At 57.3% G+C, this 26,487-nt stretch carries 24 protein-coding genes; 13 read left to right on the plus strand and 11 right to left on the minus strand.

Going from position 1 to position 26,487, the window contains the following annotated elements; all coding sequences use genetic code 11:
- Nucleotide 1: 1 nt before the first annotated feature.
- From ppk1 to purM, 3 genes are all read right to left on the minus strand, one after another.
- The gene (gene ppk1, locus GO007_RS12450; RefSeq protein ID WP_095100346.1) at nucleotides 2–2,062 is read right to left on the minus strand and encodes a polyphosphate kinase 1; all 2,061 of its coding nucleotides are present in this window, start codon (nucleotides 2,060–2,062) and stop codon (nucleotides 2–4) included.
- A gap of 285 nt (nucleotides 2,063–2,347) precedes the next feature.
- Entirely contained in the window at nucleotides 2,348–2,989 is a 642-nt protein-coding gene (gene purN / locus GO007_RS12455; RefSeq protein ID WP_095100348.1) for a phosphoribosylglycinamide formyltransferase, read from the minus strand.
- Nucleotides 2,986–4,023 carry a phosphoribosylformylglycinamidine cyclo-ligase gene (gene purM, locus GO007_RS12460; protein WP_095100350.1) on the minus strand — a complete coding sequence of 346 codons (1,038 nt, stop codon included), beginning with the start codon at nucleotides 4,021–4,023 and terminating at the stop codon, nucleotides 2,986–2,988. Before purM ends, purN begins: the two co-directional genes overlap by 4 nt.
- Before the next feature lie 264 nt (nucleotides 4,024–4,287).
- Here purM and bglK point away from each other — a divergent pair, with 264 nt between their 5' ends.
- The 5 genes from bglK to GO007_RS12490 all read left to right on the plus strand — a co-directional run bounded on the left by bglK (nucleotide 4,288) and on the right by GO007_RS12490 (nucleotide 9,622).
- Complete coding sequence (gene bglK / locus GO007_RS12470; protein ID WP_095100352.1) at nucleotides 4,288–5,181, plus strand: beta-glucoside kinase BglK; 894 nt, start codon at nucleotides 4,288–4,290, stop codon at nucleotides 5,179–5,181.
- A 10-nt stretch (nucleotides 5,182–5,191) separates the two neighbouring features.
- Nucleotides 5,192–6,622, plus strand: coding sequence for a 6-phospho-beta-glucosidase (locus GO007_RS12475; protein WP_095100354.1), 1,431 nt, complete (start codon nucleotides 5,192–5,194; stop codon nucleotides 6,620–6,622).
- Between the two features lie 182 nt (nucleotides 6,623–6,804).
- Entirely contained in the window at nucleotides 6,805–7,431 is a 627-nt protein-coding gene (gene upp / locus GO007_RS12480) for a uracil phosphoribosyltransferase (protein ID WP_095101327.1), read from the plus strand.
- Between the two features lie 96 nt (nucleotides 7,432–7,527).
- Nucleotides 7,528–8,826, plus strand: coding sequence for a uracil permease (gene uraA / locus GO007_RS12485; RefSeq protein ID WP_095100356.1), 1,299 nt, complete (start codon nucleotides 7,528–7,530; stop codon nucleotides 8,824–8,826).
- 94 nt (nucleotides 8,827–8,920) lie between these two features.
- Entirely contained in the window at nucleotides 8,921–9,622 is a 702-nt protein-coding gene (locus GO007_RS12490; RefSeq protein WP_217698328.1) for a DnaA inactivator Hda, read from the plus strand.
- 45 nt (nucleotides 9,623–9,667) lie between these two features.
- Here GO007_RS12490 and arsC read toward each other — a convergent pair whose 3' ends face one another.
- Nucleotides 9,668–10,027, minus strand: coding sequence for an arsenate reductase (glutaredoxin) (gene arsC / locus GO007_RS12495; protein ID WP_041146684.1), 360 nt, complete (start codon nucleotides 10,025–10,027; stop codon nucleotides 9,668–9,670).
- Between the two features lie 9 nt (nucleotides 10,028–10,036).
- On the minus strand, nucleotides 10,037–11,500 hold the full coding sequence (bepA, locus tag GO007_RS12500) for a beta-barrel assembly-enhancing protease (RefSeq protein WP_095100358.1): 1,464 nt from the start codon (nucleotides 11,498–11,500) through the stop codon (nucleotides 10,037–10,039).
- Nucleotides 11,501–11,725: 225 nt separating this feature from the next.
- On the opposite strand from bepA, the gene GO007_RS12505 reads away from it, so the two are divergent.
- The gene (locus GO007_RS12505; RefSeq protein ID WP_095100360.1) at nucleotides 11,726–12,793 is read left to right on the plus strand and encodes an AI-2E family transporter; all 1,068 of its coding nucleotides are present in this window, start codon (nucleotides 11,726–11,728) and stop codon (nucleotides 12,791–12,793) included.
- 80 nt (nucleotides 12,794–12,873) lie between these two features.
- Here the strand turns inward: GO007_RS12505 and bcp are convergent, their stop codons facing one another.
- Nucleotides 12,874–13,344 (minus strand): thioredoxin-dependent thiol peroxidase, encoded by a 471-nt coding sequence (bcp, locus tag GO007_RS12510; RefSeq protein WP_041146681.1) that lies wholly within the window; start codon nucleotides 13,342–13,344, stop codon nucleotides 12,874–12,876.
- Nucleotides 13,345–13,347: 3 nt separating this feature from the next.
- Nucleotides 13,348–13,917: a glycine cleavage system transcriptional repressor gene (locus GO007_RS12515; protein WP_189339873.1), complete on the minus strand. Its 570-nt coding sequence runs from the start codon at nucleotides 13,915–13,917 to the stop codon at nucleotides 13,348–13,350.
- A 153-nt stretch (nucleotides 13,918–14,070) separates the two neighbouring features.
- On the opposite strand from GO007_RS12515, the gene dapA reads away from it, so the two are divergent.
- The 6 genes from dapA (at nucleotide 14,071) to ypfH (ending at nucleotide 20,605) form a co-directional block, all read left to right on the plus strand.
- Nucleotides 14,071–14,949 (plus strand): 4-hydroxy-tetrahydrodipicolinate synthase, encoded by an 879-nt coding sequence (gene dapA / locus GO007_RS12520; RefSeq protein WP_095100364.1) that lies wholly within the window; start codon nucleotides 14,071–14,073, stop codon nucleotides 14,947–14,949.
- Between the two features lie 16 nt (nucleotides 14,950–14,965).
- The gene (bamC, locus tag GO007_RS12525; RefSeq protein WP_095100366.1) at nucleotides 14,966–16,000 is read left to right on the plus strand and encodes an outer membrane protein assembly factor BamC; all 1,035 of its coding nucleotides are present in this window, start codon (nucleotides 14,966–14,968) and stop codon (nucleotides 15,998–16,000) included.
- Between the two features lie 109 nt (nucleotides 16,001–16,109).
- Nucleotides 16,110–16,823, plus strand: coding sequence for a phosphoribosylaminoimidazolesuccinocarboxamide synthase (purC, locus tag GO007_RS12530; protein ID WP_095100368.1), 714 nt, complete (start codon nucleotides 16,110–16,112; stop codon nucleotides 16,821–16,823).
- Nucleotides 16,824–16,944: 121 nt separating this feature from the next.
- A complete protein-coding gene (gene ypfJ, locus GO007_RS12535; RefSeq protein WP_095100370.1) occupies nucleotides 16,945–17,817 on the plus strand; it encodes a KPN_02809 family neutral zinc metallopeptidase in 873 nt (290 codons plus the stop codon).
- Between the two features lie 12 nt (nucleotides 17,818–17,829).
- Nucleotides 17,830–19,830 carry a tRNA(Met) cytidine acetyltransferase TmcA gene (locus GO007_RS12540; protein ID WP_095100373.1) on the plus strand — a complete coding sequence of 667 codons (2,001 nt, stop codon included), beginning with the start codon at nucleotides 17,830–17,832 and terminating at the stop codon, nucleotides 19,828–19,830.
- A gap of 76 nt (nucleotides 19,831–19,906) precedes the next feature.
- A complete protein-coding gene (gene ypfH, locus GO007_RS12545) occupies nucleotides 19,907–20,605 on the plus strand; it encodes an esterase (RefSeq protein WP_095100374.1) in 699 nt (232 codons plus the stop codon).
- A 94-nt stretch (nucleotides 20,606–20,699) separates the two neighbouring features.
- Here ypfH and GO007_RS12550 read toward each other — a convergent pair whose 3' ends face one another.
- The 3 genes from GO007_RS12550 to GO007_RS12560 are packed head-to-tail and all read right to left on the minus strand — an operon-like array spanning nucleotide 20,700 to nucleotide 22,438.
- On the minus strand, nucleotides 20,700–20,900 hold the full coding sequence (locus GO007_RS12550; protein WP_095100377.1) for a YpfN family protein: 201 nt from the start codon (nucleotides 20,898–20,900) through the stop codon (nucleotides 20,700–20,702).
- 50 nt (nucleotides 20,901–20,950) lie between these two features.
- Complete coding sequence (gene dapE / locus GO007_RS12555; protein ID WP_095100379.1) at nucleotides 20,951–22,078, minus strand: succinyl-diaminopimelate desuccinylase; 1,128 nt, start codon at nucleotides 22,076–22,078, stop codon at nucleotides 20,951–20,953.
- A 3-nt stretch (nucleotides 22,079–22,081) separates the two neighbouring features.
- The gene (locus GO007_RS12560) at nucleotides 22,082–22,438 is read right to left on the minus strand and encodes an ArsC family reductase (protein WP_095100380.1); all 357 of its coding nucleotides are present in this window, start codon (nucleotides 22,436–22,438) and stop codon (nucleotides 22,082–22,084) included.
- A gap of 473 nt (nucleotides 22,439–22,911) precedes the next feature.
- Here GO007_RS12560 and ypfM point away from each other — a divergent pair, with 473 nt between their 5' ends.
- Nucleotides 22,912–22,971 (plus strand): protein YpfM, encoded by a 60-nt coding sequence (ypfM, locus tag GO007_RS12565; RefSeq protein WP_100181659.1) that lies wholly within the window; start codon nucleotides 22,912–22,914, stop codon nucleotides 22,969–22,971.
- Nucleotides 22,972–23,106: 135 nt separating this feature from the next.
- Here ypfM and acrD read toward each other — a convergent pair whose 3' ends face one another.
- Complete coding sequence (gene acrD, locus GO007_RS12570; protein ID WP_095100382.1) at nucleotides 23,107–26,220, minus strand: multidrug efflux RND transporter permease AcrD; 3,114 nt, start codon at nucleotides 26,218–26,220, stop codon at nucleotides 23,107–23,109.
- Nucleotides 26,221–26,487 lie beyond the last annotated feature (267 nt).

The raw sequence follows: 26,487 nt of genomic DNA on the forward strand, positions 1-26,487 counted from the left end.
GTTAATCGGGCTGTTCGAGTGATTTGAGATAGTCATAGATCGCCATCTGAGCGCGAACTTTACGGCGGTTGCCGCGCGGCACGTAGCTATTACTCAGTTCTTTATCAAGATAGCGTGCTTTCACCGTGTCGTTGAACAAGATGTCAAAAATATCCAGCACCCGCTGTTTCAGACGCGGGTCCAGCAGCGGCGCGGCGACTTCGATGCGGTAGTCAATATTGCGCGTCATCCAGTCAGCGGAAGAGAGCCAGACCTGCTTATCGCCGCCGTTTTCAAAGACATAGACGCGGTCGTGCTCAAGGAAGCGGTCAACGATGCTGGTGACGCGAATATTGTCGCTAATCCCCTCAAGCCCTGGGATCAGGGAGCACATCCCGCGGATTAGCAGGTTAACGGGAACGCCGGAGCTTGAGGCCGCATAGAGGCGGTCAACCAGGCCCTTATCGACCAGGTTGTTCAGCTTAAGGGTGATCCCGGAGGGCTGGCCGTTCTGGGCGTTAGCAATTTCCCGATCGATCATCTCATACAGCAGGCGACGCGAGTTCTGCGGCGAAACCAGCAGGTAGTCAAAGCTAACCGGACGATATGGGTTTTCGATAAAGTTGAACACGCGACGGACTTCATTGGTAATACGCGCATCCGCGGTGATCAGGGAGTAATCGGTATACAGACGCGCGGTTTTTTCGTTGAAGTTACCGGTACCGATATGGGCGTAGCGGACAACCTCGTCGCCCTCTTTACGTGAAATCAGGAACAGCTTGGCGTGGATCTTCAGCCCCGGGGCGGAAAAGATAACGTGCACGCCGGCTTCAGTCAGGCGTTTCGCCCAATGAATGTTGGCCTCTTCGTCAAAGCGCGCCTGCAGCTCGACCACCACGGTGACTTTTTTACCGTTGTGGGCGGCGTGAATCATGGAATCGATAATCCGCGAGTCTTTGGCGACGCGGTAAATATTGATTTTGATCGCCAGCACGCTGGGGTCGAAGGAGGCCTGACGCAGCAGTTCCAGCACGTGCTCAAAGGTGTGGTACGGGTAGTAGAGCAGCACGTCGCGTTCGCGAATAGCGTCGAACCCGTTGCGGAACTTATCAAACCAGGTGTGGCGCAGACGCGGCAGCGGTTTGTTGACCAGGTTAGCTTTGCCGACGTTCGGGAAGCCGATAAAGTCTTTAAAGTTGTGGTAGCGGCCGCCCGGCAGCATTGAGTCATAGCGCGAAATCGAGAACATTGCCCGCAGCATTTCGACCATCGCGTCCGGCATATCGCGCTGGTAAACGAAGCGTACTGGTTCGGCGGTGAGACGCTGCTTCAGGCTGGAGGACATCAGCTCCATCAGGCTCGATTCCATCTCGTGCACCAGATCGTACTCGGCGTCGCGGGTCATCTTCATCGAATAGGCGTTCAGCGTATCGTAATCGAAGAAGCCTTTAAAAATATCATCCAGGCAGTAGCGCAGAATGTTATCAAGCAGGATCATCGGCTTACGGCGGCGCGGGGCTTCCGGCGGCAGGTTAACAAAGCGCGGAACCTTATCTGACGGAATTTCCAGCAGGGCGTAGTTAACGGTTTCGCCGCGAATGATTTCCACCGCCAGATAGGTGTAATCATCTTTCAAAAACTGGATCAGGTCCGTTTCGCGGTTAATCAAAATAGGGGTAATGTGCTGGCGCAGGTACTGTTTAAAGTAGTTGCGCAGCCAGGACTGCTGATTGACCGACAGCTGGCGTTCGTTGATCAGGAAGATCTGATTACGCGCCATCTCCAGCAGCAGCTCGTTATACAGGCTGTCAAACTCCTGGTCGGCCTTCAGGACCCGGGCCTGAATTTTACCTAACAGGTGGCGAGAATGGGCGGTACTGCCTTGCTCTTCACTGATGATGATGCGGCGCTTGAGTTCAGCGAAGCGCACTTTATAAAATTCATCGAGGTTGTTGGAGTAAATTCCCAAAAAGCGCATGCGCTCAATCAGTGGGTTGCTTTTATCCGCCGCTTCCTGAAGTACGCGTTCGTTAAAGGACAACCAGCTGAGTTCTTTCTCGATGTATAGCTTTTCCTGGCCCATTACAACTCACACTCCGGTTGATTGATGTTGCATTTTCATTATGGCGAGCTTTGCCATTGAATGTCCAACTATGTCAAAGAAGTATGACAGTTTTCTTTCAACGCGCTGCGAAGAAAAGGCGGTCGCTTTCCTTTGCTCATTCTGTGTGCAAAATGCGGTAATTCAGCCGATCGCTGTCGCGCGTCAGGCGCCAAAACGCGTCTGCGGCTGAAGGTCCTGGCGCAGATAAACAATGGCAGCAGGGACAAAAAAAACGCCTCTGACGGATGCGAGAGGCGTTATCGATTACTCTTCTGCCGCGTATCCTTGCGGCGGCAGAGGCGCATCGTCAAGCCAGGCCTGACCCCTCTCCATGCGCAGACGACCGTCGACAAACCAGCTGACGACGAGCGGGTAAATGGCGTGTTCCTGAGCCTGCACGCGGGCGGTAACGTCATCTTCGCTATCGCCGGCGAAAACCGGAACTTTGGCCTGCAGAATGACCGGCCCGCCGTCCAGCTCATCGGTGACGAAATGCACCGAGGTTCCGTGCTCCTCATCGCCGTTTTCCAGCACCTGGCGATGGGTATACAGCCCGGGATATTTAGGCAGCAGGGAGGGGTGGATATTCAGCAGCCGCCCCTGATAGTGGGCGACAAACGCCGGGCTCAGAATCCGCATGTAGCCCGCCAGTACCACCAGATCCGGCGCGTAGGCGTCGATCTCGTGCATCAGCTCGCGATCGAACGCTTCGCGGTTGGCGAACTGGCTGGCGGTGAGCGCGTGGGTCGGGATACCGGCCTCACGTGCGCGTTCAAGGCCGAAGGCATCGGCCTTGTTGCTGAATACCGCTCGCAGGGTGCCGCCGATCTGTTTCCGCGCGCAGGCGTCAATAATTGCCTGCAGATTACTGCCGCTACCGGAAATCAGCACCACGATATTTTTCATTCAATGACCACACGCTGTTCGGAATCAGAGGCTTTGATATAGCCTATTTTCCACGCGTTTTCACCTTTTTCGTTCAGCAGAGCGATGGCGTTATCGGCGGCTTCTGGCGGCAGCGCGATAACCATCCCGACGCCGCAGTTGAAGGTCCGATACATTTCGTGGCTGCTGACGTTGCCGGCAGTTTGCAGCCATTTGAAGACTTCCGGCCACTGCCAGGAGGACTCGTCGATCACCGCCTGGGTGTTATCTGGCAGAACGCGCGGGATATTTTCCCAGAAGCCGCCGCCGGTCAGGTGCGCAATGGCGTGAACTTCGACGTTAGCGATCAGATCCAGCACCGATTTGACGTAGATGCGGGTCGGCGCCAGCAGATGGTCGGCCAATGACGCACCGTTCAGGTCGGTGGTTTGCGGGTCGACGCCGCTGACTTCAATAATTTTACGCACCAGCGAGTAGCCGTTGGAGTGCGGGCCGCTGGAGGCCAGAGCGACCAGCACGTCGCCGTCGGCAACTTTGCTGCCGTCGATAATTTCTGATTTTTCTACAACCCCGACGCAAAAGCCCGCGACGTCATAATCATCGCCGTGGTACATGCCGGGCATTTCTGCCGTTTCGCCGCCAACCAGCGCGCAGCCTGACTGCAGACAGCCTTCGGCGATCCCGCTGATGACGCTGGCTGCCGTGTCGACGTCCAGTTTGCCGGTGGCATAGTAGTCGAGGAAGAAGAGCGGCTCGGCGCCCTGAACCACCAGGTCGTTTACGCACATGGCAACCAGGTCGATACCGATAGTGTCGTGACGCTTGAGGTCCATTGCCAGACGCAGCTTGGTGCCGACGCCGTCAGTGCCGGAGACCAGTACCGGCTCGCGGTATTTTTGCGGCAATGCGCACAGTGCGCCGAATCCGCCCAGTCCACCCATCACTTCCGGGCGGCGGGTTTTCTTCACCACACCCTTAATACGGTCGACGAGAGCGTTGCCTGCATCAATATCTACGCCGGCATCTTTATAGCTGAGAGAGGTTTTATCGGTCACTGCGAAGTCTCCACACATTTGCGGTAGCAAGAAAAATCGGCGCAATTCTAACAGGGATAGCAAACGTTTGCGAGCCTGCTTTGCAGTCGGCGTTAATCGGCGGCGAGATGGACAAATTTGATACTGTTCACGAAAATGAAACCGGGTACATTCTTGTGCTTGCCTCTGTGCGCCAGAATGACCATCATGCCACTGAAACCGGTTTCTCTTTTTGTTTAAGCGAGCCGAACGACGGTACTGAGGGGATTCAGGAGGGGGGTAAGGATGGTAATTGCCGCATTTGATATTGGTGGCACGGCGCTAAAAATGGGCATTATAGCCAGCACCGGCGAGCTGCTGGAGAAGGGCAAGCAGCCGATTCGCGACAGCGACGGCGAGCAAATTTTGCAGGCCATGCTGGCGTGGATTGCCGCGCACCCGGAGTGTGAAGGGGTGGCGATCAGCGCGCCCGGCTACGTTAATCCGCACACCGGCTATATCGAAATGGGCGGCGCTATCCGCAGATTCGATAATTTTGCTATCAAAACCTGGCTTGAACAACGTACCCGACTTCCCGTCGCCATTGAAAACGACGCTAACTGCGTCCTGCTGGCCGAGCGCTGGCAGGGCAAAGCCGCCAATATAAGTGATTTTCTGGTTCTGACGATTGGCACCGGAATCGGCGGGGCTATCTTCTGTAATGACCGGCTGGTGCACGGCGCGAGCTTTCGCGCCGGCGAATTTGGCTATATGCAGACCCAGCGCCCGGGCACCCGCGACGTTCGTCGCTACTCAATGAATGAGAACTGTACCCTGCGCGTCTTGCGCCAGCGCTACGCCGCGCATTTCGGCAAAACGCTGGAAGAGGTGACCGGGGAAGAGATATTCGATCGTTACGACAGGGGCGATGCGACCTGTCATCGGCTGGTGGCCGAATTCTTTAACGGCCTTGGCACCGGCCTTTATAACCTCGTTAACGTATTCGATCCGCAGACCATCCTCATCGGCGGCGGCATCGTGGAACGCCCGGGCTTTTTGCCGCTGCTGCGTGAACATCTGGCCTGGTTCGGCATTGCAGACTATATCGACACCGTCAGCCACGGCAACGACGCCGGGCTGATTGGCGCCGTTTACCATTTCAATCAGCAATTCCGGTCGCCGACTGGCGATCGCTCATAAGGAAGAGAACATGTCTGGATTTAAAGAAGGTTTTCTGTGGGGCGGCGCGGTCGCGGCGCATCAGCTGGAAGGGGGCTGGCAGGAGGGCGGCAAAGGCGCGAGCGTTGCCGACGTGATGACCGCTGGCGCCCACGGCGTGGCGCGTGAAATTACCGACGGCGTGCTGGCGGGTAAAAATTACCCGAACCATGAGGCGATTGATTTTTATCATCGCTATAAAGATGACATTCAGCTGTTTGCGGAAATGGGCTTCAAATGCTTTCGTACCTCTATTGCCTGGACGCGTATTTTCCCGCTGGGCGATGAGCTGGAGCCGAACGAAGCCGGGCTGCAGTTCTATGACGATCTGTTCGACGAGTGCCTGAAGCACGGGATTGAGCCGGTTATTACGCTCTCCCACTTTGAGATGCCTTACCACCTCGTGCGCGAATACGGCGGCTGGCGCAACCGTAAGCTGATTGATTTCTTCGTGCGCTTTGCGCAGGTGGTGTTTAAGCGCTATCAGCATAAGGTGAAGTACTGGATGACCTTTAACGAGATCAACAACCAGGCAAACTTCCATGAAGACTTTGCGCCGTTCACCAACTCGGGGCTGAAGTTCCTGCCGGGTGAGGATCGCGAGCCGGTGATGTATCAGGCCGCGCACTACGAGCTGGTTGCCAGCGCCCTGGCGGTGAAAGCCGCGCGGGAGATTAACCCGGCGCTGCAGGTCGGCTGCATGATTGCGATGTGCCCGATTTATCCGCTCTCCTGCGCGCCTGATGACATGATGATGGCGATGAACGCCATGCACCGCCGCTACTGGTTCACCGATGTTCACGTGCGCGGTAAGTACCCTCAGCATCTGCTTAACTACTTTGCGCGCCGCGGTTTTGCGCTGGATATCACCGACGAAGATCGCGTGGCGTTGAGCGAAGGCTGCGTCGACTATATTGGCTTCAGCTACTATATGTCGTTCGCCACCAAGGCCACCGAGGATAATCCGCGACTGGATTATGATGAGACGAAGAGCCTGGTCTCCAACCCGTACGTGCAAAAATCGGACTGGGGTTGGCAGATTGACCCGGTTGGGCTGCGCTACTCGCTGAACTGGTTCTGGGATCACTATCAGCTGCCGCTGTTTATTGTCGAAAACGGCTTTGGCGCAATCGACGTGCGCGAAGCTGACGGCACGGTAGACGACCAGTACCGCATCGACTATCTCTCCGCCCATATCGCGGAAATGAAAAAAGCGGTCGTTGAGGACGGCGTTGACCTGATGGGCTACACCCCGTGGGGCTGTATCGATCTGGTCTCCGCCGGAACCGGCGAGATGAAAAAGCGTTACGGTTTTATCTACGTCGATAAAGATAACGAAGGCAACGGGACCCTGGCCCGCAGCCGCAAGAAATCTTTTGCCTGGTATCAGCAGGTTATCGGCAGCAACGGCGAAACGCTTTAAACCGGCCTGAAGCCCCGTGAAACCCCGCCTGCGCGGGGTTTTTTTATTTTGATTTATACTGGCTCAGGCAGCGCAAAGCATTTTGGTTGATCCCGGTCAAACATATCGGCTATGGCGCAAATGGGAAAAAGCGGTATAATCCCGCGATTTTTTTTGTGGCTGCCCCTCAGAGGAGAAAGAGAATGAAGATTGTGGAAGTGAAACACCCACTCGTCAAACACAAGCTGGGCCTGATGCGTGAGCACGACATCAGCACCAAACGCTTCCGTGAACTCGCCTCAGAGGTTGGTAGCTTACTAACTTATGAAGCCACCGCCGACCTGGAGACCGAAAGGGTCACCATCGAAGGCTGGAATGGCCCGGTCGAAGTTGAGCAGATCAAAGGTAAGAAAATCACCGTCGTACCTATTCTGCGCGCCGGCCTCGGCATGATGGAAGGCGTTCTGGAACACGTTCCGAGCGCGCGCATCAGCGTCGTTGGGATCTACCGTAATGAAGAAACCCTTGAGCCGGTGCCTTACTTCCAGAAGCTGGTATCCAATATCGACGAACGTATGGCGCTGGTGGTTGACCCGATGCTGGCAACCGGCGGTTCGATGATCGCCACTATCGACCTGCTGAAAAAAGCGGGCTGCTCCAGCATCAAGGTGCTGGTTCTGGTTGCCGCTCCGGAAGGGATTGCCGCGCTGGAGAAAGCGCACCCGGACGTCGAGATGTACACCGCGTCCATTGACCAGGGCCTCAACGAGCACGGATATATTATTCCCGGCCTCGGCGATGCCGGCGATAAGATTTTTGGTACCAAGTAATTGAAGCATTAATAAGAAGCCGACTTTAAGAGTCGGCTTTTTTTTGAATCAAACACGCCAACAACAACTAATAAACGACACTCAGAGGAAAACACTATGACGCGCCGCGCAATCGGGGTGAGTGAAAGACCGCCGCTTTTACAGACAATCCCGCTAAGTTTGCAACATCTGTTCGCCATGTTTGGCGCTACGGTGTTGGTGCCAGTCCTGTTTCACATCAACCCGGCTACCGTTCTGCTGTTTAACGGTATCGGCACGCTGCTGTACCTGTTTATCTGTAAGGGCAAAATTCCGGCCTATCTGGGATCGAGCTTTGCGTTTATCTCCCCGGTTCTGCTGCTGCTCCCGCTGGGTTACGAGGTTGCGCTGGGCGGCTTTATTATGTGCGGCGTGCTGTTCTGCATCGTCTCCTTTATTGTTAAAAAGGCTGGCACCGGCTGGCTGGACGTGATGTTCCCGCCGGCGGCCATGGGGGCTATCGTCGCGGTTATCGGCCTTGAGCTGGCCGGCGTTGCGGCGAATATGGCCGGCCTGCTGCCCGCTGACGGGCAGTCTCCCGATAGCAAAACCATTATTATCTCGATGGTGACGCTGGCGGTGACTGTCTTCGGTTCGGTGCTGTTCCGCGGTTTCATGGCCATCATCCCGATTCTTATCGGCGTGCTGGTGGGCTACGCGCTCTCCTTCGTGATGGGCGTTGTCGACACCACTCCCATCGCCGAGGCGCACTGGTTTGCGCTGCCGACCTTCTACACGCCGCGCTTTGAGTGGTTTGCGATTTTCACCATCCTGCCCGCCGCGCTGGTGGTGATTGCCGAGCACGTGGGGCATCTGGTGGTGACGGCGAATATTGTTAAAAAGGATCTGATCCGCGATCCCGGCCTGCACCGCTCGATGTTTGCCAACGGCCTGTCGACGATGATCTCCGGCTTCTTCGGCTCGACGCCCAACACGACCTACGGTGAAAACATTGGCGTGATGGCGATTACCCGCGTCTACAGTACCTGGGTTATCGGCGGGGCGGCGATTATCGCCATTCTGCTCTCCTGCGTCGGCAAGCTGGCGGCAGCCATTCAGATCATCCCGCTGCCGGTAATGGGCGGCGTATCGCTGCTGCTGTACGGGGTGATCGGCGCCTCGGGTATCCGCGTGCTGATCGAATCCAAGGTCGATTACAACAAGGCGCAGAATTTGATTCTGACCTCGGTGATTTTGATCATTGGCGTCAGCGGCGCGAAGGTGCACATCGGCGCGGCGGAGCTGAAAGGCATGGCGCTGGCCACGATCGTTGGCGTCGCCCTGAGCCTGATCTTCAAATTAATTAGCGTCCTGCGTCCGGAAGAGGTGGTTCTGGACGCGGCTGATGCGGTTGATGAAGCCGAGGCAAAACGCTGATCCTCCAACCGGGTGGCGATCCCGCCCGGTTCTCTCACGGCAGACTTCGTGATAAACTCTCCGCGTTTTTCTGTCAGTCTATGATGAGGTCCATCTGAACGCACCGGCACAGCTCTCCTTGCCACTGTACCTTCCTGACGATGAAACTTTTGCGAGTTTTTGGCCGGGTGGTAATCCTTCTCTTCTTGCTGCCTTACAGAACGTTCTGCGGCAGGAGCATAGCGGGTACATCTACATCTGGTCGCGTGAAGGCGCGGGGCGCAGTCACCTGCTACATGCCGCCTGTGCGGAGCTTTCCCAGCGCGGCGATGCGGTGGGCTACGTTCCGCTGGATAAGCGTACGTGGTTTGTTCCGGAAGTGCTGGAGGGGATGGAGCAGCTTTCGCTGGTTTGTATCGATAATATCGAATGCGCGGCCGGCGATGAGCCGTGGGAGATGGCAATCTTCAATCTTTACAACCGGATCCTGGAATCGGGCAAAACCCGCCTGCTGATCACCGGCGATAGCCCTCCGCGTCAGCTCAATCTTGGCCTGGCGGATTTGGCATCGCGCCTCGACTGGGGACAAATCTATAAGCTGCAGCCGTTATCCGATGAAGACAAGCTGCAGGCGCTGCAGCTGCGCGCGCGGCTGCGCGGTTTTGAAATGCCGGAAGACGTCTGCCGGTTCCTGCTCAAGCGCCTGGATCGCGAAATGCGCTCGCTGTTTATGACGCTCGATCAGCTCGATCGCGCTTCTATTACCGCCCAACGCAAGCTGACCATTCCCTTCGTTAAAGAGATCCTCAAGCTCTAGCGAGCCGCGCGGGTTCCGCGCCATCATGACGATGGCGCATCTTGCTTAATTCACGATATCCAGCACCTGCTCCGGCGGTCGGCCGATCCGCGCCTCGCCGTGGCTGACGACGATAGGGCGTTCAATCAGCTTCGGATTGTCGACCATCGCCTGAATAAGCGCATCCTCGCTGAGCTGAGGGTCGGCAAGTTCTAATGACTTATACAGATCTTCCTTCTGGCGCATCAGCTCACGGGCGCTCACCATACCCAGCATTTTCAGCAGCTGGCGCAGCGTCGCCGCATCCGGCGGCGTCTCCAGATAGAGCACCACTTCAGGGTCGATACCGTTAGCCTTCAGCAGGCTCAGGGTGTCGCGGCTCTTGGAGCAGCGTGGGTTATGGTAAATTTTTACCGCGTCAGACATGAGGTCTCCTTACATTTTTTGATATGGGCGGAATCGTTCCTGCAGCTGGCGCAGCTGATCGATGCGCGCATCGTAGCGAGCCTGCTGCAGGCTGCCCAACTTCACCTGTGAACTGGCGCTGCTGAGCAGCGAAATAGCCTGCGTAAGCTGGCCGACCAGCGCCACTCCTTCCGCACGGGCCGCCAGCTCCTGATCGCGATTACCGAGGGCCGCTTCCGCCTGCGCCAGCAGGTCCCAGCCGTTGCCATCGTCTTTATTATTAAAGGTGTAACGGTTAAGGATATTCGCCGCGTCGGCCGGCTGTCCGCCCTGCAGGTAGGCGTTAGCGAGGTTCAGCTGCAGTACCGGGTTGGTGCGGATCTCGCGGGCGTTTTTCAGTCGGTTAATCGCATCGGCCGTTTTCTTCTGGCCAAGGTCAATATCGGTTGCCAGATCGAGATACCAGGCATTTTGCGGATCGGCGCTCAGCAGAGGTTGCAGGGTTTTACGCGCAAGATCGTAGTTATTGCTGCCCATCGCCAGCAGGGCGTGGCCGTACTGCGCGGCGTGCTGCTCGCGGATATTGCCTTTCGCCCAGGCATCGAGCAGGTCGCTGCCGAGCTTATTGTCCCCGGAGTTATACATCCCCAGCGTTCTGGCCTTGGCCATATAAAAATCGGCCGATGATTGCACCACTACCGGACGCATCTGATTCGCGCGGTTGCGGGCGTCGGACAGGCGGCTTTCCGGTAACGGGTGGGTGAGCAGCATTTCCGGCGGGCGGGTGGAGTAGCGCGACTGGTCGAGCAGCTTGCTCATAAACGCCGGCATCGCCTGCGGATCGAATCCGGAGCGCTGCAGCACCTGAATCCCGATGCGGTCAGCCTCTTCTTCATTCTGGCGGGTAAAGCTGATCAGCCCCTGCTGGGTGCCGGCCAGCGTGCCGGTGAGGGCCGCCATACCGGCCTGCGGGCTGGCCATCGCCAGCAGAATCGAGCCCAGCGCGCCAACCCAGGTCAGCGGGGCGTTGCGCCTTTGGTCTTCCATCGCGCGCGCGAGATGGCGCTGCGTGACGTGTGAAATTTCGTGCGCCATGACTGACGCCAGCTCACTCTCCGTATCCGAGTAGCGGAACAGGGCCGAGTGCAGCACAACGTTGCCGCCAAAGAAGGCGAAGGCGTTAATCTGGTCGTTATTGATCAGGTAGAAGTGGAAGGGGGTTCGCACCGAGTTGGCGTGCGAAACCAGGCGCATACCTAATCCGTTAATGTATTGCACCAGCAGCGGGTCGTTAATCAACGGAGCGCTGCCGCGCAGCTGGCGGACGTAGTAATCCCCCATCTGCATCTCCTGACCGATGGAAAGCGTGCTTCCTGCAGAGGTACCCATATCAGGCAGGGTATCTGCGGAGTCAGCAAAAGCAGGTAAAATCGAACCCAGCGTCAGCGACGCTATCACGGTTGCCACCAGCGTTTTCTTTAACTGCCTGAACATAACCTCTGTCCTGTTTATGTGGATGTGCCAGTTTGACCGGTAGGGCGGTGGAATGTTCCATTTCCGCTTGTCCTGCGAGTTTAGCTGTCGTTGACGCCGTTGAAAATATGATATTGCTGCGGGAAGTCATGTTTGTGGTTTTGCTAATAAAAAGCGAAGTCTTTTTTGTGACGTTTAGATACAATTCCTCGGGTTGTTGCAGTTTTGCGCTTCAGGGAAGGGTTTATGCTTGAGATGTTAATACAGTGGTACCGACGCCGGTTCAGCGATCCGGAGGCGATAGCGCTGCTGGTTATTTTGCTGGCTGGATTCGGCATTATGTTCTTTTTCAGCGGTCTGCTGGCGCCGTTACTGGTGGCTATCGTGCTGGCCTATCTGCTGGAGTGGCCGACCGTCAGGCTCGAGCGCGTGGGGCTATCGCGTACCTGGGCGACGTCGTTCGTTCTGATACTGTTTGTCGGTATTTTGCTGCTGATGGCCTTCGTGGTGATGCCCGTCGCCTGGCAGCAGGGGATCTATCTGATTCGCGATATGCCGGGCATGCTGAATAAGCTCTCCGATTTTGCCGCCACCGTGCCGCGCCGCTATCCGGCGCTGATGGATGCCGGGATTATCGACGCGATGGCTGACAATATGCGTAACCGCATGCTGACCGTCGGCGATTCGGTGGTGAAGTACTCCCTGGCCTCGCTGGTCGGTTTATTGACCCTGGCGGTCTATCTGGTGCTGGTACCGCTGATGGTTTTCTTCCTGCTGAAAGACAAAGAGCAGATGCTGAACGCCGTACGCCGCGTGCTGCCGCGTAACCGCGGGCTAGCAGGGCAGGTGTGGAAGGAGATGAATCAGCAAATCACCAACTACATTCGCGGTAAGGTGCTGGAGATGATCGTCGTCGGCGTGGCGACGTGGATCGGCTTTATCCTCTTTGGGCTCAACTATTCGCTGCTGCTGGCGGTGCTGGTCGGGTTCTCGGTGCTGATCCCCTACATCGGCGCCTTCGTGGTCACCATCCCGGTGGTGGGCGTGGCGCTGTTTCAGTTCGGCGCGGGCACCGAGTTCTGGAGCCTGTTTGCGGTATACCTGATTATTCAAGGGCTGGATGGCAACCTGCTGGTGCCGGTGCTGTTCTCCGAAGCGGTTAACCTGCATCCGCTGGTGATTATTCTGTCGGTGGTTATCTTTGGCGGGCTGTGGGGATTCTGGGGCGTATTCTTTGCCATCCCGCTGGCGACCTTAATCAAGGCGGTGGTGCACGCCTGGCCGGACGGACTGGTGGTAGAAGACGATAAGTAGCGCGACGGCTTGACGAACGAAAGTGCTAAAACGGACGCCGGGTCAGTGAAATGCCCCGGCGTCCCGCGTTCAATAAAACGTTAACCGTTTTCTTTCAGCCAGTTCAGCACCACGTCGTGGTGATTGCTGGTTTTGAAGTTATCAAACACGTGTTCAACTTTGCCATCTGTATCAATCAGGAAACTAATACGGTGAATACCGTCGTAGGTTTTCCCCATAAACGATTTTTCGCCCCAGATACCAAACTGCTCGCAGACCTGATGGTTTTCATCAGACAGCAGCGTGAAGTTCAGCAGCTCTTTTTCGGCGAAACGGGAGAGTTTTTCTGGTTTATCCGTACTGATGCCCAGTACCTCAACGCCCGCTTTCTTTAAGTCATCCATATTATCGCGCAGGCCGCAGGCCTGAACGGTACAGCCCGGGGTCATGGCTTTCGGGTAAAAATAAACCAGAACACGCTGTCCCTGGAAGTCGGTCAAATTTACTTCCTCGCCGTCCTGGTCTGGTAAGCTAAATTTCGGTGCAATATCACCGGCTTTCAGTGGATTCATTACTCAAACTCCATCCTGTTCATCATGCTGTGAATAATTAACGATGTTAATACTGCCTTGTGCGTTCAGTTCTGTACATAGGGCTTTGAACGCTTGTTCGATATTTGATGCATTTTGCGTAGCGGGACTGTGCGCCGATATCTGGATGAAGAGTTGGGCTGAATCGTCATCGCCGCCGATCTGGGTACGAGAAACCAGTTCGGCGATATTCATATTCCACGCGTCAAACAGGGCGGTGAAGCGCTCGATAATATGCGGCGAGTCCGGTACCTCAACCTGGACCCAGACGGTGTTTGGCATGGCCTGAGGCGGCCGAGCGGTTGTCCGTTTCATCACGATCAGCAGATCCAGCTCGGCACCTTTCAGCGGTAGGGTCGATTCAATCAGGTTAATCGCATTCCACGTACCAGAAAGCAGCATGATAAACGTAAATTCGTCACCGAGCATGGCCAGCCGGCTGTCTTCGATATTACAGCCGCAGCTGCTGACGTGGCGGGTGATCGTATTCACGATGCCGGGACGGTCAGCGCCCAAAGCGGTAATAACCAGATAGTGTTGTAATGAGGCGGTCAAACCTGTTCTTCCTTTAAAAAGGTGAGGTAACATTAGGAAAGCATAAAAAAAACCGGCATACAACATCCCTGAAGGCATCGGGTCTCTTGCTTTTATTACGGCACCAAACGTAACATTGAGAATCTTGTCGCACTTCTGCTCTGAGGATGGCCCATGTTCACGGGAAGTATTGTAGCGCTTGTCACGCCGATGGATGAAAACGGTAACGTCTGCCGGACAAGCCTGAAAAAACTGATTGATTACCATGTCGCCAGCGGAACCTCGGCGATCGTTTCGGTAGGGACTACCGGTGAGTCCGCGACGTTGAGCCATGAAGAGCATGGCGACGTTGTGATGATGACGCTTGAGCTGGCCGACGGGCGTATCCCGGTTATCGCGGGGACCGGTGCAAATGCAACCGCAGAGGCGATCAGCCTGACCCAGCGTTTCAACGACAGCGGAGTAGTTGGCTGCCTGACGGTAACCCCTTATTACAACCGCCCGACCCAGGAAGGCCTGTTCCAACACTTTAAAGCCATCGCAGAACACACCGACCTGCCGCAAATCCTGTATAATGTGCCGTCCCGTACCGGCTGCGATATGCTGCCGGAAACCGTCGGCCGCCTGGCGGAAGTAAAAAATATTATCGGTATTAAGGAAGCGACGGGGAACTTAAGTCGCGTTCATCAGATCAAAGAGCTGGTTTCAGACGACTTTATTCTGCTGAGCGGCGATGACGCGACCGGAATGGACTTTATGCAGCTGGGTGGTCATGGCGTGATTTCCGTCACCGCAAACGCTGCGGCGCGTGAAATGGCGGACATGTGCCGACTGGCTCTGGCGGGTCAATTTGCCGAAGCGCGGGCGATTAACCAGCGTCTGATGCCATTGCATACAAAATTATTTGTCGAACCCAACCCTATCCCCGTGAAATGGGCATGTAAGGCGTTGGGTCTTGTGGCGACCGATACGCTGCGCCTGCCGATGACGCCGATTACCGAAGAAGGTAAGAAGGCGGTAACCGCAGCGCTGAAGCATGCCGGTCTGCTGTAAAGTTTAGGGAGATTTGATGGCTTACTCAGTACAGAAGTCGCGCCTGGCGAAGGTTGCGGGTGTTTCATTGGTCCTGCTTCTCGCGGCCTGTAGTTCGGATTCGCGCTACAAGCGTCAGGTTAGCGGCGACGAGGTTTACCTGCAAGCTACGCCGCTCAGCGAGCTTCACGCGCCTGCGGGGATGATCCTGCCGGTTCAGGTTGGCGATTATAATATTCCGGTTGCGACCAGCGCCGGCGCGGTGGGTAAAGCTCTGGACATTCGTCCACCGGCCCAGCCTTTGGCCCTGGTAAACGGCGCACGCACTCAGTTTAATGGCGACACTTCGACGCTGATGGTGGAAAACAGCCGCAGCGGTTCGCTGTGGGCGCAGGTCACCAGCATCCTGCAGTCAAAAAACTACGTCATCACCAAACGTGACGATGCCAGCCAGACGCTGAACACCGACTGGGTGGAGTGGAGTCGCCTCGATGAAGACCAGCAGTACCGTGGTCGCTATCAAATCTCAGTTAAACCGCAGGGCTATCAGCAGGCGGTGGTGGTGAAGCTGGTTAACCTCGAGCAGGCCGGGAAACCGGTATCCGATCCGGCATCGCTGCAGCGCTACAGCACCTCTATGCTGAACGTCATTTCCGAAGGTCTGGACATGAACGCCACCAGCGCTCAGAACGCGGCGCAGAAAAACGCCGGCGCGACCTTCGACGTGCAGAGCGCTGCCGATGATACCGGTCTGCCGATGCTGGTTGTCCGCGCACCGTTTAACCTCGTGTGGCAACGTCTGCCGGGCGCGCTGGAAAAAGCGGGCATGAAGGTGACCGACAGCACGCGCTCTCAGGGCAGCATGGCGCTGACCTACAAGCCGCTGTCTGACAGCAGCTGGCAGGAGCTGGGTGCCCACGATCCGCAGCTGGTTTCAGGTGACTACAAACTGCAGGTCGGCGATCTTGATAACCGCAGCAGCCTGCAGTTCATCGACCCGAAAGGTCATACGCTGACCCAGTCGCAGAATGATGCGCTGGTTGCCGTATTCCAGGCCGCATTCGGTAAGTAATAAACAGGGCTGGAGCAATCCGGCCCTTTTTTCTGTATAGTGACGCAAACGTGTGCGTCGGCAGAAAAACGCAATTTTTATCGTCTATATCTTCACTGGAGTGACAAAGATGAACAAGCAAGCTGAGTTGTATCGTGGTAAAGCGAAAACCGTTTACAGCACCGAGAACCCGGACCTGCTGATACTCGAGTTCCGTAACGATACTTCAGCAGGGGATGGCGCGCGCATTGAACAGTTCGATCGTAAGGGGATGGTGAATAACAAGTTTAACCATTTCATTATGAGCAAGCTGGAAGAAGCCGGCATCCCGACCCAGATGGAAGCGCTACTTTCTGACACCGAGTGCCTGGTGAAAAAGCTGGAGATGGTTCCGGTTGAGTGCGTAGTCCGCAACCGTGCGGCCGGCTCTCTGGTTAAGCGTCTGGGCATCGAAGAAGGTATTGAGCTGAACCCGCCGCTGTTTGACCTGTTCCTGAAAAATGACGCGATGCACGACCCGATGGTCAACGAGTCCTACTGCGAAACGTTCGGCTGGGTGAATAAAAAGAACCTGGCCCGCATGCAGGAGCTGACCTTCAAAGCTAACGATGTGCTGAAAAAGCTGTTTGACGACGCGGGCCTGATCCTCGTCGACTTCAAGCTGGAGTTTGGCCTGTTTAAAGGCGAAGTGGTGCTGGGCGATGAGTTCTCGCCGGATGGCAGCCGCCTGTGGGATAAAAATACCCTCGATAAAATGGACAAAGACCGCTTCCGCCAGAGCCTCGGCGGCCTGATTGAAGCCTACGAAGAAGTGGCCCATCGCCTTGGCGTTAAGCTCGACTAAACCTCCCTTCGCCAGAAGGTAGCTCTACCTTCTGGCGCTCTTCTTGTTGTTTCCAGTGGTAATCCTGCGCCGAACCGCCTACGATCTCTCATATTCGACAACTTGATGGATTGAGGTGCCTATGCGCTGGCAAGGACGTCGCGAAAGCGACAATGTAGAAGATCGACGTAATGATTCCGGCTCGCCCCTGGGCGGAGGCGGCGGTGGCTTCCGTCTTCCCAGCGGGAAGGGCGGTATCGTCCTGCTGATTATCGTGCTGGTTGCGGGCTATTACGGCGTGGATTTGACCGGCATGCTGACCGGAGAGCCCGTTTCACAGCAGCAAACCACCACCCAACGCTCTGTCAGCCCGCAGGAAGAGCAGGCCGCGAAGTTTACCAAGGTGATTCTTGCGGATACCGAAGATACCTGGGGCGCTATCTTCCAAAAGATGGGCCGTCAGTACCCGCAGCCGAAGCTGGTGCTCTATCGCGGGGCGACGCGGACCGGTTGCGGTACCGGCCAGTCCGTTATGGGGCCGTTCTACTGCCCGGCTGATAGCACGGTCTACATCGATCTCTCGTTCTACGATGAGATGAAAAACAAGCTCGGCGCGGACGGCGATTTTGCTCAGGCCTACGTGATTGCTCACGAGGTCGGGCATCACGTGCAGAAGCTGCTGGGCATTGAATCCAAAGTGCGTCAGCTGCAGCAGCACGCGTCGCAGGCTGAAGTTAACCGCCTGTCGGTGAAAATGGAGCTGCAGGCCGACTGCTTTGCCGGCGTCTGGGGTCACAGCATGCAGAATCAGGACGTTATGGAAACCGGCGATCTGCAGGAAGCGCTGAATGCCGCAGAGGCCATTGGTGACGACCGTCTGCAGCAGCAAAGCCAGGGGCGCATCGTCCCGGACAGCTTTACCCACGGTACTTCGCAGCAGCGCTATACCTGGTTTAAGCGCGGTTTTGACAGCGGAGACCCGGCGCAGTGCAATACGTTTGGTAATGCGCTCTGATCGCCGCTGTAAATGGATGAATTACTTAACCTGACGGCCCGGATGGCGCAGCAGGGCATTCGTCGCCTGCTGGTGCTCAGCGGCGACGAAGCGTGGTGCCTGCAGCAGGCGCTGGCGCTGCGTGAACGGCTGGCCGGGGACGGTCTGTGGATCTCCCCCCAGCCGATGCCGGCGCCCTCGGGTTCTCCCGGCGCCCTGAAGTCTCTGCTCGGACGCGAATACCAGCACGCTTTCTTTGACGCCCGCAGCGGCTTCGACGTGGCGGCGTTTGCCGCTCTGTGCGGCACGCTGCGCGCCGGAAGCTGGCTGGTGCTGCTGACCCCTCCTTTTGCACGCTGGCCGACGCAGCCGGACGCGGACTCGCTGCGCTGGAGCGATGCGCCGGACCCCATCCCAACCCCCAACTTTGTGCAGCGCTTTTGCCGGCTGGCCGCAGCGGCTAAAGAGGCGCTGGTCTGGCGGCAGGGCGAGGCGCCGCGCCTGCCGGATGCCGCGCCTCGCCCTCTGTGGCATCCAGCCGATGGCCGGCCCCAGGCCGAACAGGCGGCCGTCCTTGCCGACCTGGCCGCTCTCCCTCCCGGCATTGCCGCGGTAACCGCCGAGCGCGGGCGGGGGAAATCGGCGCTGGCGGGAATGCTGATTCGACAGCTGGGAGGCGATGCGATCGTGACCGCCCCCGCGCGCGGCGCCACGGACGTTATCGCGGCGTTTGCCGGGGAGCATTTCCGTTTTATGGCCCCCGACGCGCTGCTGGCGTCCGAGGTTAACGCCTCGTGGCTGATCGTTGACGAAGCGGCCGCCATTCCCGGGCCGCTGCTGCGCCGGCTGGTGGCGCGCTTCCCGCGTACTCTGCTGACCACAACCGTACAGGGGTATGAAGGAACCGGTCGCGGTTTTTTGCTTAAATTTTGTTCTGGCTTCACGCAGCTGCGCCAGTTTAGCCTCTCTGCGCCCGTTCGCTGGGCGCCCGGCTGCCCGCTGGAGGCGCTGGTGAGCGAACTGCTGCTATTTGGTGATGAGTCCTTTATGCATCCACCGCAGGGCCAGGCGGTGCTGGAAACGGTACATCAGGCCAGCTGGCGGCTGCGGCCGTCCCTGCCGGAGGCGATGTATCAGCTCCTTTCCGGCGCACACTATCGTACGTCGCCGCTGGATTTACGCCGGATGATGGACGCTCCCGGGCAGCGGTTTATCTGCGCGCGTGCCGGGAGCCACGTTGCCGGAGCGCTGTGGCTGGTAGAGGAGGGCGCTCTTGCCCCCGCTCTCAGTCAGGCGGTGTGGGCGGGATACCGCCGCCCGCGCGGTAATCTGGTGGCCCAGTCGCTGGCGGCGCACGGCGGCACTCCGCTGGCCGCTACGCTGGTGGCGCGACGGATCGGCCGCATTGCCGTACATCCGTCGCGCCAGCGCGAAGGGTTAGGCCAGGCGCTGGTGGCGAAGGCCGTGGCCGAGGCGGATGGGCTTGACTACCTCTCGGTGAGCTTTGGCTATACCGCTGAGCTCTGGCGCTTCTGGCAGCGCTGCGGCTTTACGCTGGTGCGTCTCGGTACGCACCGTGAAGCGAGCAGCGGCTGCTATACGGCGATGGCGCTCTATCCGTTAACGCCTGCGGGCCACCGCTTACGCCAGCAGGAGCTGGCGCGGCTGCGGCGCGATGAGTATTGGCTGCGCGCATGGCGGGAAGAGGCGCTGCCGCTGCCGGTTGCCGAGGCTGCTATGCTGACGGAAGAGGACTGGATCGAGGCCGCCGGGTTTGCTTTTGCCCACCGCCCGCTGCTGGCGACGATTGGCTGCCTGAACCGCCTGCTGCTGCGGGTCGATCTGCCGCTTCCGGCTCTGCGCGCCCGCCTGCGACGACAGGATGAGGCCGAACTCTGCGCTTCTCTGCAGCTTGCCGGACGCAAAGCGCTGCTGGCAAGGTTACGCGAGGAGGTGGGGCAGGCGCTGTTCAGCCTGGATGCGGCCCGCGCCGATGAGCTGCGTCAGCGGGTTGAGCAACTGCAATTTTTTTAACTAACTCATTCAGTTAAATGTCATGGTCATATTTTATCTGCGGCGTAAACTGCCCGCGTAGACAAAGGAGAAAGCCATGAAACACGATCATTTTATTGTTCAAAGCCCTGTGACACCTGCTCAGCAGCTGCTGTTGCTGTTTCATGGCGTCGGTGATAATCCGGTTGCAATGGGGCAAATCGGCAGCCTGTTCGCGCCGCAGTTCCCGGATGCGTTAATCGTCAGTATCGGCGGCGCCGAGCCGTGCGGCCCGGCACCCGGCCGTCAGTGGTTCTCCGTGCAGGGGGTGACCGAGGACAACCGGCAGGCGCGTATTGACGCCATCATGCCGACCTTTATTGAGACGGTGCGCTACTGGCAGAAGCAAAGCGGCGTGCCTGCGCAGGCAACGGCGCTGATTGGCTTCTCGCAGGGGGCGATTATGTCGCTGGAAAGCATCAAGGCCGAACCGGGACTGGCTTCGCGGGTGATCGCCTTTAACGGGCGCTACGGCACGCTGCCGCAGTCGGCGACAACGGCGACCACCGTGCACCTGATCCACGGCGGCGAGGATCGGGTTATCGATCTGGCGTGGGCCGTCGCGGCGCAGGAGGCGCTGGTGCAGGCCGGTGGCGACGTGACGCTGGATATCGTTGAGGATTTGGGACACGCGATTGACGATCGCAGCATGCAGTTTGCGCTCGAGCGTCTGCGCTATACCGTACCGAAGCACTATTTCGACGAAGCGTTAAGCGGCAGCACGCCGAAAGATGACGATATTATCGAGCTGCTGTGATTGGGCGATAGCTGGCCCGGATAAGGCGTATGACGCCGTTATCCGGGAGATCCCCCGGCGAGGTGACGTTCACCGGGGAGACCGCGCGTCGAACCTACTTCTTCGACGAGTCGTTCTTCGGCCAGTCGTCGTCATCATCCCACTTATCGTTGCAATCACGATGGGGGGGAAGGTCCGGCTTGTTGGCGAGAAATTTTTTGTGGTCGACGCGATTAAGGTCCTTAATCACGTTAATCATGACGCCCACTAAAAAAACTAACACCAGGACCCACCAGTATTTACTTAGCCATTCCATGCTGCTTCCTCTTTTATACCCGTCATCGTTCAGGGTATCTGTCGATGTTGTCAGGCGACCAGCTGTTCCATGATCCGTTGATACATCCGCGCCAGCAGCTGCAGGTCGGCGGCGTTCACGCACTCGTTAATTTTGTGGATCGTGGCATTCACCGGCCCCAGCTCAACCACCTGTGCTCCCATGCGAGCGATAAACCGCCCGTCGGAGGTACCGCCGTTGGTCAACAGCTGCGGCTTGATCTCATTATAGTGCTCAATGGCATTCACCACCGCTTCAACCAGCTTACCGCGGCCGGTCAGGAACGGCTGGCCGGAGAGCCACCAGTCGAGGGTGTAGCGCAGCTGGTATTTTTCCAGCAGCTCTACAACCCGGGCTTTGATCATCTCGTCGGTCAGCTCGGTGCTGAAGCGGAAGTTGAACTGAACGAACATGTCGCCCGGAATCACGTTATTGCTGCCGGTTCCCGCCTTGACGTTGGCAATCTGCATGCTGGTCGGCGGGAAGAACTCGTTGCCTTTGTCCCATTCGATTCCCACCAGCTCGGTGAGCATCGGCGCGGCGCGGTGCACCGGATTATCCGCCAGATGGGGGTAGGCGACGTGGCCCTGCACGCCGTGGATGGTTAAATTGCAGGTTAGCGAGCCGCGGCGGCCGTTCTTCACCACGTCCCCGACCACTTCGGTGCTGGAGGGTTCGCCCACCAGGCAGTAATCGAGGCGCTCTTTGCGGGCCATCAGGGCTTCGACGACTTTCACCGTGCCGTTGTGGGCGCTGGCTTCTTCATCTGAGGTGATCAAAAAGGCCAGCCGACCTTTATGGTTCGGGTACTGGGCGACAAAACGCTCGGCGGCGACCACCATCGCGGCCAGCGAGCCTTTCATGTCCGCCGCACCGCGGCCAAACAGCATGCCGTCGCGAATAGTCGGTTCAAACGGTGGGTTAATCCACCGGTCAGCGTCGCCCGCCGGGACAACATCGGTATGACCGGCGAAGGCCAGGGTTTCGCCGCGTCCGCGCCAGGCCCAGAAATTTTGGGTATCGCCGAAATCCATCGGTTCAACGGTAAAACCAATCGCACGCAGACGTTCAATCATTAACGCCTGGCATCCCGCATCATCGGGGCTGAGGGAAGGGCGGCGAATAAGCTGCTGAGCCAGCTCAATGACCGGGCAAGACATAGACTATACCTCGTTAACAAGCTTCTTATAAGTGAGTTCACTGAAGCCCAGCAGCATAGGCTGACCGGGCGCGCAGAGCAATGGGCGTTTGATGATCGCCGGCATTTCGAGCATCAGCCCGGCGGCGGCATCGGCGTTATCGATGCGGGAGCGGACCGATTCATCCAGCTTACGCCACGTAGTGCCGCGGGTGTTGAGCAGGGCTTCCCAACCCAGTTCAGCAATAAACGTATCTAATAATTCACGCTCCAGCCCATCGACGCGATAATCATGGACGCGGTATTCAACCTGGTTAGCCTCCAGCCAGCGGCGGGCCTTTTTAACGGTGTCGCAGTTTTTTATCCCGTACATGGTCAGCATAATGAAACCTTTTTCATTGAATTAAGCGCGGAACGCAGATTTTTCCGAATATACTCACGCCGTACCCGGCGGCCTGTCCGTTAGCATCCTGAAACTTGAGTTATTTCGGGTATATATAAGCCGATAGGGAATAATACGTGAATCGCTTTAATAAATGTAATTTTTTGCCGGCAATATATAACCATGCTTATAGGTTGGTTAAATATTCATCTCTTGCGCAGGATTGTGACGACGCTCGCGCGCTGAAATTCTGGCCTCTTCCGCCGTAGACGGTCAATGCCTGAGGACGAGTCTGATATTGCAAAATATTGCTATGTATCACATTAAATTTACCCTGGCAGGGTCATAGTAGCTGCAAATCAGCGATAGCTATCCTGACAGTGGCCATCAAGCAATCAAAGCGATAGTGGCAAACAACTTCCCATAACCGATGAATTTACATAAAATCACCCATAATAATAAGAGAGGCTATTATGATTGAACATGAACTAGGGAACTGGAAAGATTTTATCGAAGGCATGCTTCGTAAATAAATTCCGCAATGTGAGCAGGGTATTCCAACTGCTAAAATAACGATGCAGTGGATCTGAACACATAAAAAAGGCGACGCTTCTGGTCGCCTTTTTTGTTATTCCAGCGCGACGATACGGCCTCGCGCCGGCCGCAGGTTATTGCGGGCGTTCTTTTAGCGGGAAGCGGCGCCGCACCAGCACAAAGAACAGCGGCACGAAGAAGATGGCGAGAACGGTGGCGGAGATCATGCCGCCCATCACCCCGGTGCCGACCGCATGTTGACTACCTGAACCTGCGCCGGTGCTGGTCGCCATCGGCAGCACGCCGAAAATAAAGGCCAGCGAGGTCATCAGAATCGGCCGCAGGCGCTGACGACAGGCTGAGAGCGTCGCAGCCAGTAAGTCTTCTCCTTTCTCATTGAGCTCATTGGCAAACTCGACGATCAGAATGGCGTTCTTCGCCGACAGGCCGATAACCGTCAGCAGCCCTACCTGGAAGTAAACATCGTTCTCAAGACCGCGCATCCAGGTTGCCAGCAGGGCGCCGATGACCCCCAGCGGCACCACCAGCATCACGGAGAACGGTACCGACCAGCTCTCATACAGCGCCGCCAGGCACAGGAAGACCACCAGCAGCGAGATGGCGTACAGCGCCGGGGCCTGGGCACCGGATAAGCGCTCCTGATACGACATCGCCGTCCACTCGAGGCCGAAGCCGTTCGGCAGCTGCTGCGCCAGCTCTTCCATAATCGTCATCGCCGTACCGGTACTGACGCCCGGCGCGGCTTCGCCGACGATTTCGACCGCCGAGTAGCCGTTATAGCGCTCCAGCCGCGGCGAGCCGGTTTCCCAGCGCGAGCTGGCAAACGCCGAGAAGGGCACCATCGTGCCGCTGCTGTTGCGCACGTACCACAGATTAATATCGTTCGGCAGCATGCGATATTTTGCCTCCGCCTGGACGTAGACTTTTTTCACCCGGCCGCGGTCCATAAAGTCGTTCACGTAGCTCGAACCCCAGGCGGTTTGCAGCGTATCGTTGATGTCATCAATCGATATGCCCAGCGCCTGCGCTTTGCGCTGATCGATATCAATCTGCAGCTGCGGGCTATCGTCAAGGCCGTTGTGGCGCACGCGGGTCAGCTGAGAATTGTTGGCGGCCAGCTCCAGCAGGGAGTCGCGGGCGGCCATCAGCGCATCGTGTCCGTTGCCGGCGTGGTCTTCGAGCTCCATATCGAAGCCGGCAGAGCTGCCCAGCCCGCTGATGGCCGGCGGGCTGCTGGCAAAGACGCGCGCCTCTTTAATTTTGTTAAACGCTTTAGTCGCCCGTTCGATAATGGCGAAGGCAGAACCGCTGGTGGGGTCCCTGTGGTCCCAATCCTTCAGGCGCACGAACATTCGCGCCACGTTCTGGCCGTTTCCGCCCGGGCCGGAGCCGATGGTGGCGAACACCGATTCGACGTTGGCCTTCTCGTTATTGAGGAAGTAGTCTTCGGCTTTCTGCACCACCTTCAGCGTCTGCTGCTGCGTAGCGCCGGCGGGAAGCTGCACCGAGGTGGTGAACATCCCGCGATCTTCCTGCGGCAGGAACGAGGTCGGTAGGTGCATAAACAGAAACACCATCCCCCCCAGCAGCAGGACGTAGATCATTATCCAGCGCAGCGAACGGTGCAGAATTTTACCGACCGAAGATTCGTAGCGGCTGGCGTTACGATCAAACATGCGGTTAAACCAGCCAAAGAAGCCTTTCTGCCCGTGCAGTTCGCCTTTATGAATTGGTTTGAGCAGGGTGGCGCACAGCGCCGGGGTGAGGATCATCGCCACCAGCACCGACAGCACCATCGCGGAAACAATGGTGATTGAGAACTGGCGGTAAATGGCGCCGGTGGTGCCGCCGAAGAAGGCCATCGGTATGAACACCGCCGACAGCACCATAGCGATGCCCACCAGCGCGCCCTGGATCTGCCCCATCGATTTGCGGGTCGCTTCCCGGGGCGAGAGCCCCTCCTCGCTCATGATACGTTCGACGTTCTCCACCACCACGATGGCGTCATCCACCAGCAGGCCGATCGCCAGCACCATAGCAAACATCGTCAGGGTGTTGATGCTGTAGCCGCAGGTATAGAGCACCGCGAAGGTGCCCATTAAAACGACCGGGACGGCAATGGTTGGGATCAGCGTGGCGCGGAAGTTTTGCAGGAACAGGTACATCACCAGGAATACCAGCGCGATCGCTTCAATCAGCGTTTTCACCACATCGGTAATCGATGCCTTAACGAACGAGGTGGTCTCGTAGGCGATTTTGTACTCCAGGCCATGCGGAAAATACTGCGAAAGCTCGTCCAGGCGGGTAATTACCCGTTCGGCTGTTGCCATTTCGTTGGCGCCGGAGGCGAGCTTAATGCCCAGCCCCGATGCCGCCTGGCGGTTATAGCGGCTGAGGTAATCGTATTTTTCGGCCCCCATCTCAACGCTGGCAACGTCACCGAGCGTTACTTCCGAGCCATCCTGATTAACGCGCAGCGTAATATCGCGGAACTGCTCCGGCGTCTGCAGCAGCGACTGGGCGTTGATGGTGGCGTTAAGCGCCTGCTTATCAACCGACGGCGTGCCGCCCAGCTGGCCTACGGCAATCTGGGCATTCTGCGATTCGATGGCGTCGGTGACGTCTTTCGCCGTCATCTGGTAGCTGTTGAGCTTCGCCGGATCGAGCCAGATACGCATTGAGTACTGGGAGCCATAGGCATCGATATCGCCGACGCCGTTGACGCGGCTTAGGGGGTCCTGGACGTTACTGGCGACGTAGTCGGCAATATCCTGCTTATCCATGCTGCCGTCGGTGGAGACGAAAGCGAGGGTCAGTATGTTGGTATCGCCGGTTTTACGCACCGTGACGCCCTGATTTTGCACCGCCTGCGGCAGTTTACGCATCGCCGACTGCAGCTGGTTTTGCACCTGCTGCACCGCTTCATCGGGGTCGGTTCCGGCGGTAAAGCTCAGGGTGACCGTCGCCTGGCCGGTGGCGCTGCTCTGCGATGACATGTACATCAGGTTATCGAGGCCGGTCATATTCTGCTCGATAACCTGGGTGACGGTATTCTCCAGCGTTTGCGCGGAGGCGCCGGGGTAGTTGGCGGTGATCCGCACGTTCGGCGGCGCCAGCTCGGGATATTGCTCAACGGGAAGTGATAAAATCGCGAGCGTTCCGGTCAGGCACAAAAGAATTGCCAGTACCCACGCAAAAATGGGGCGATCGATAAAGAAATTCGCCATCAGGATTAGGACCTCATTTTGTACATTTTTTGTTATTGCACAGCCTGTGACACTCTAGCGGTAAGCCTGCAGGCAATCGTGGAGAAATTAAGGAGATAGTGTAATTTATCGTGTGCCTTTTACGGCACGGTAAAGAAGTGTTCTGCCTCTTTACCCAAGGCCTGCTCATGGCGCTACCCTTTCGCAATTGATGCCGGAAGTAAACACGTTTTATCGCTTTTGCGCCCTGATTGATTATCGCCTGAATAAGTAAAACGTTATTTCATT

The sequence above is a fragment of the Klebsiella sp. 10-1 genome (genome assembly GCF_009758445.1).
In the GTDB taxonomy this organism is placed as follows: domain Bacteria; phylum Pseudomonadota; class Gammaproteobacteria; order Enterobacterales; family Enterobacteriaceae; genus Klebsiella; species Klebsiella scottii.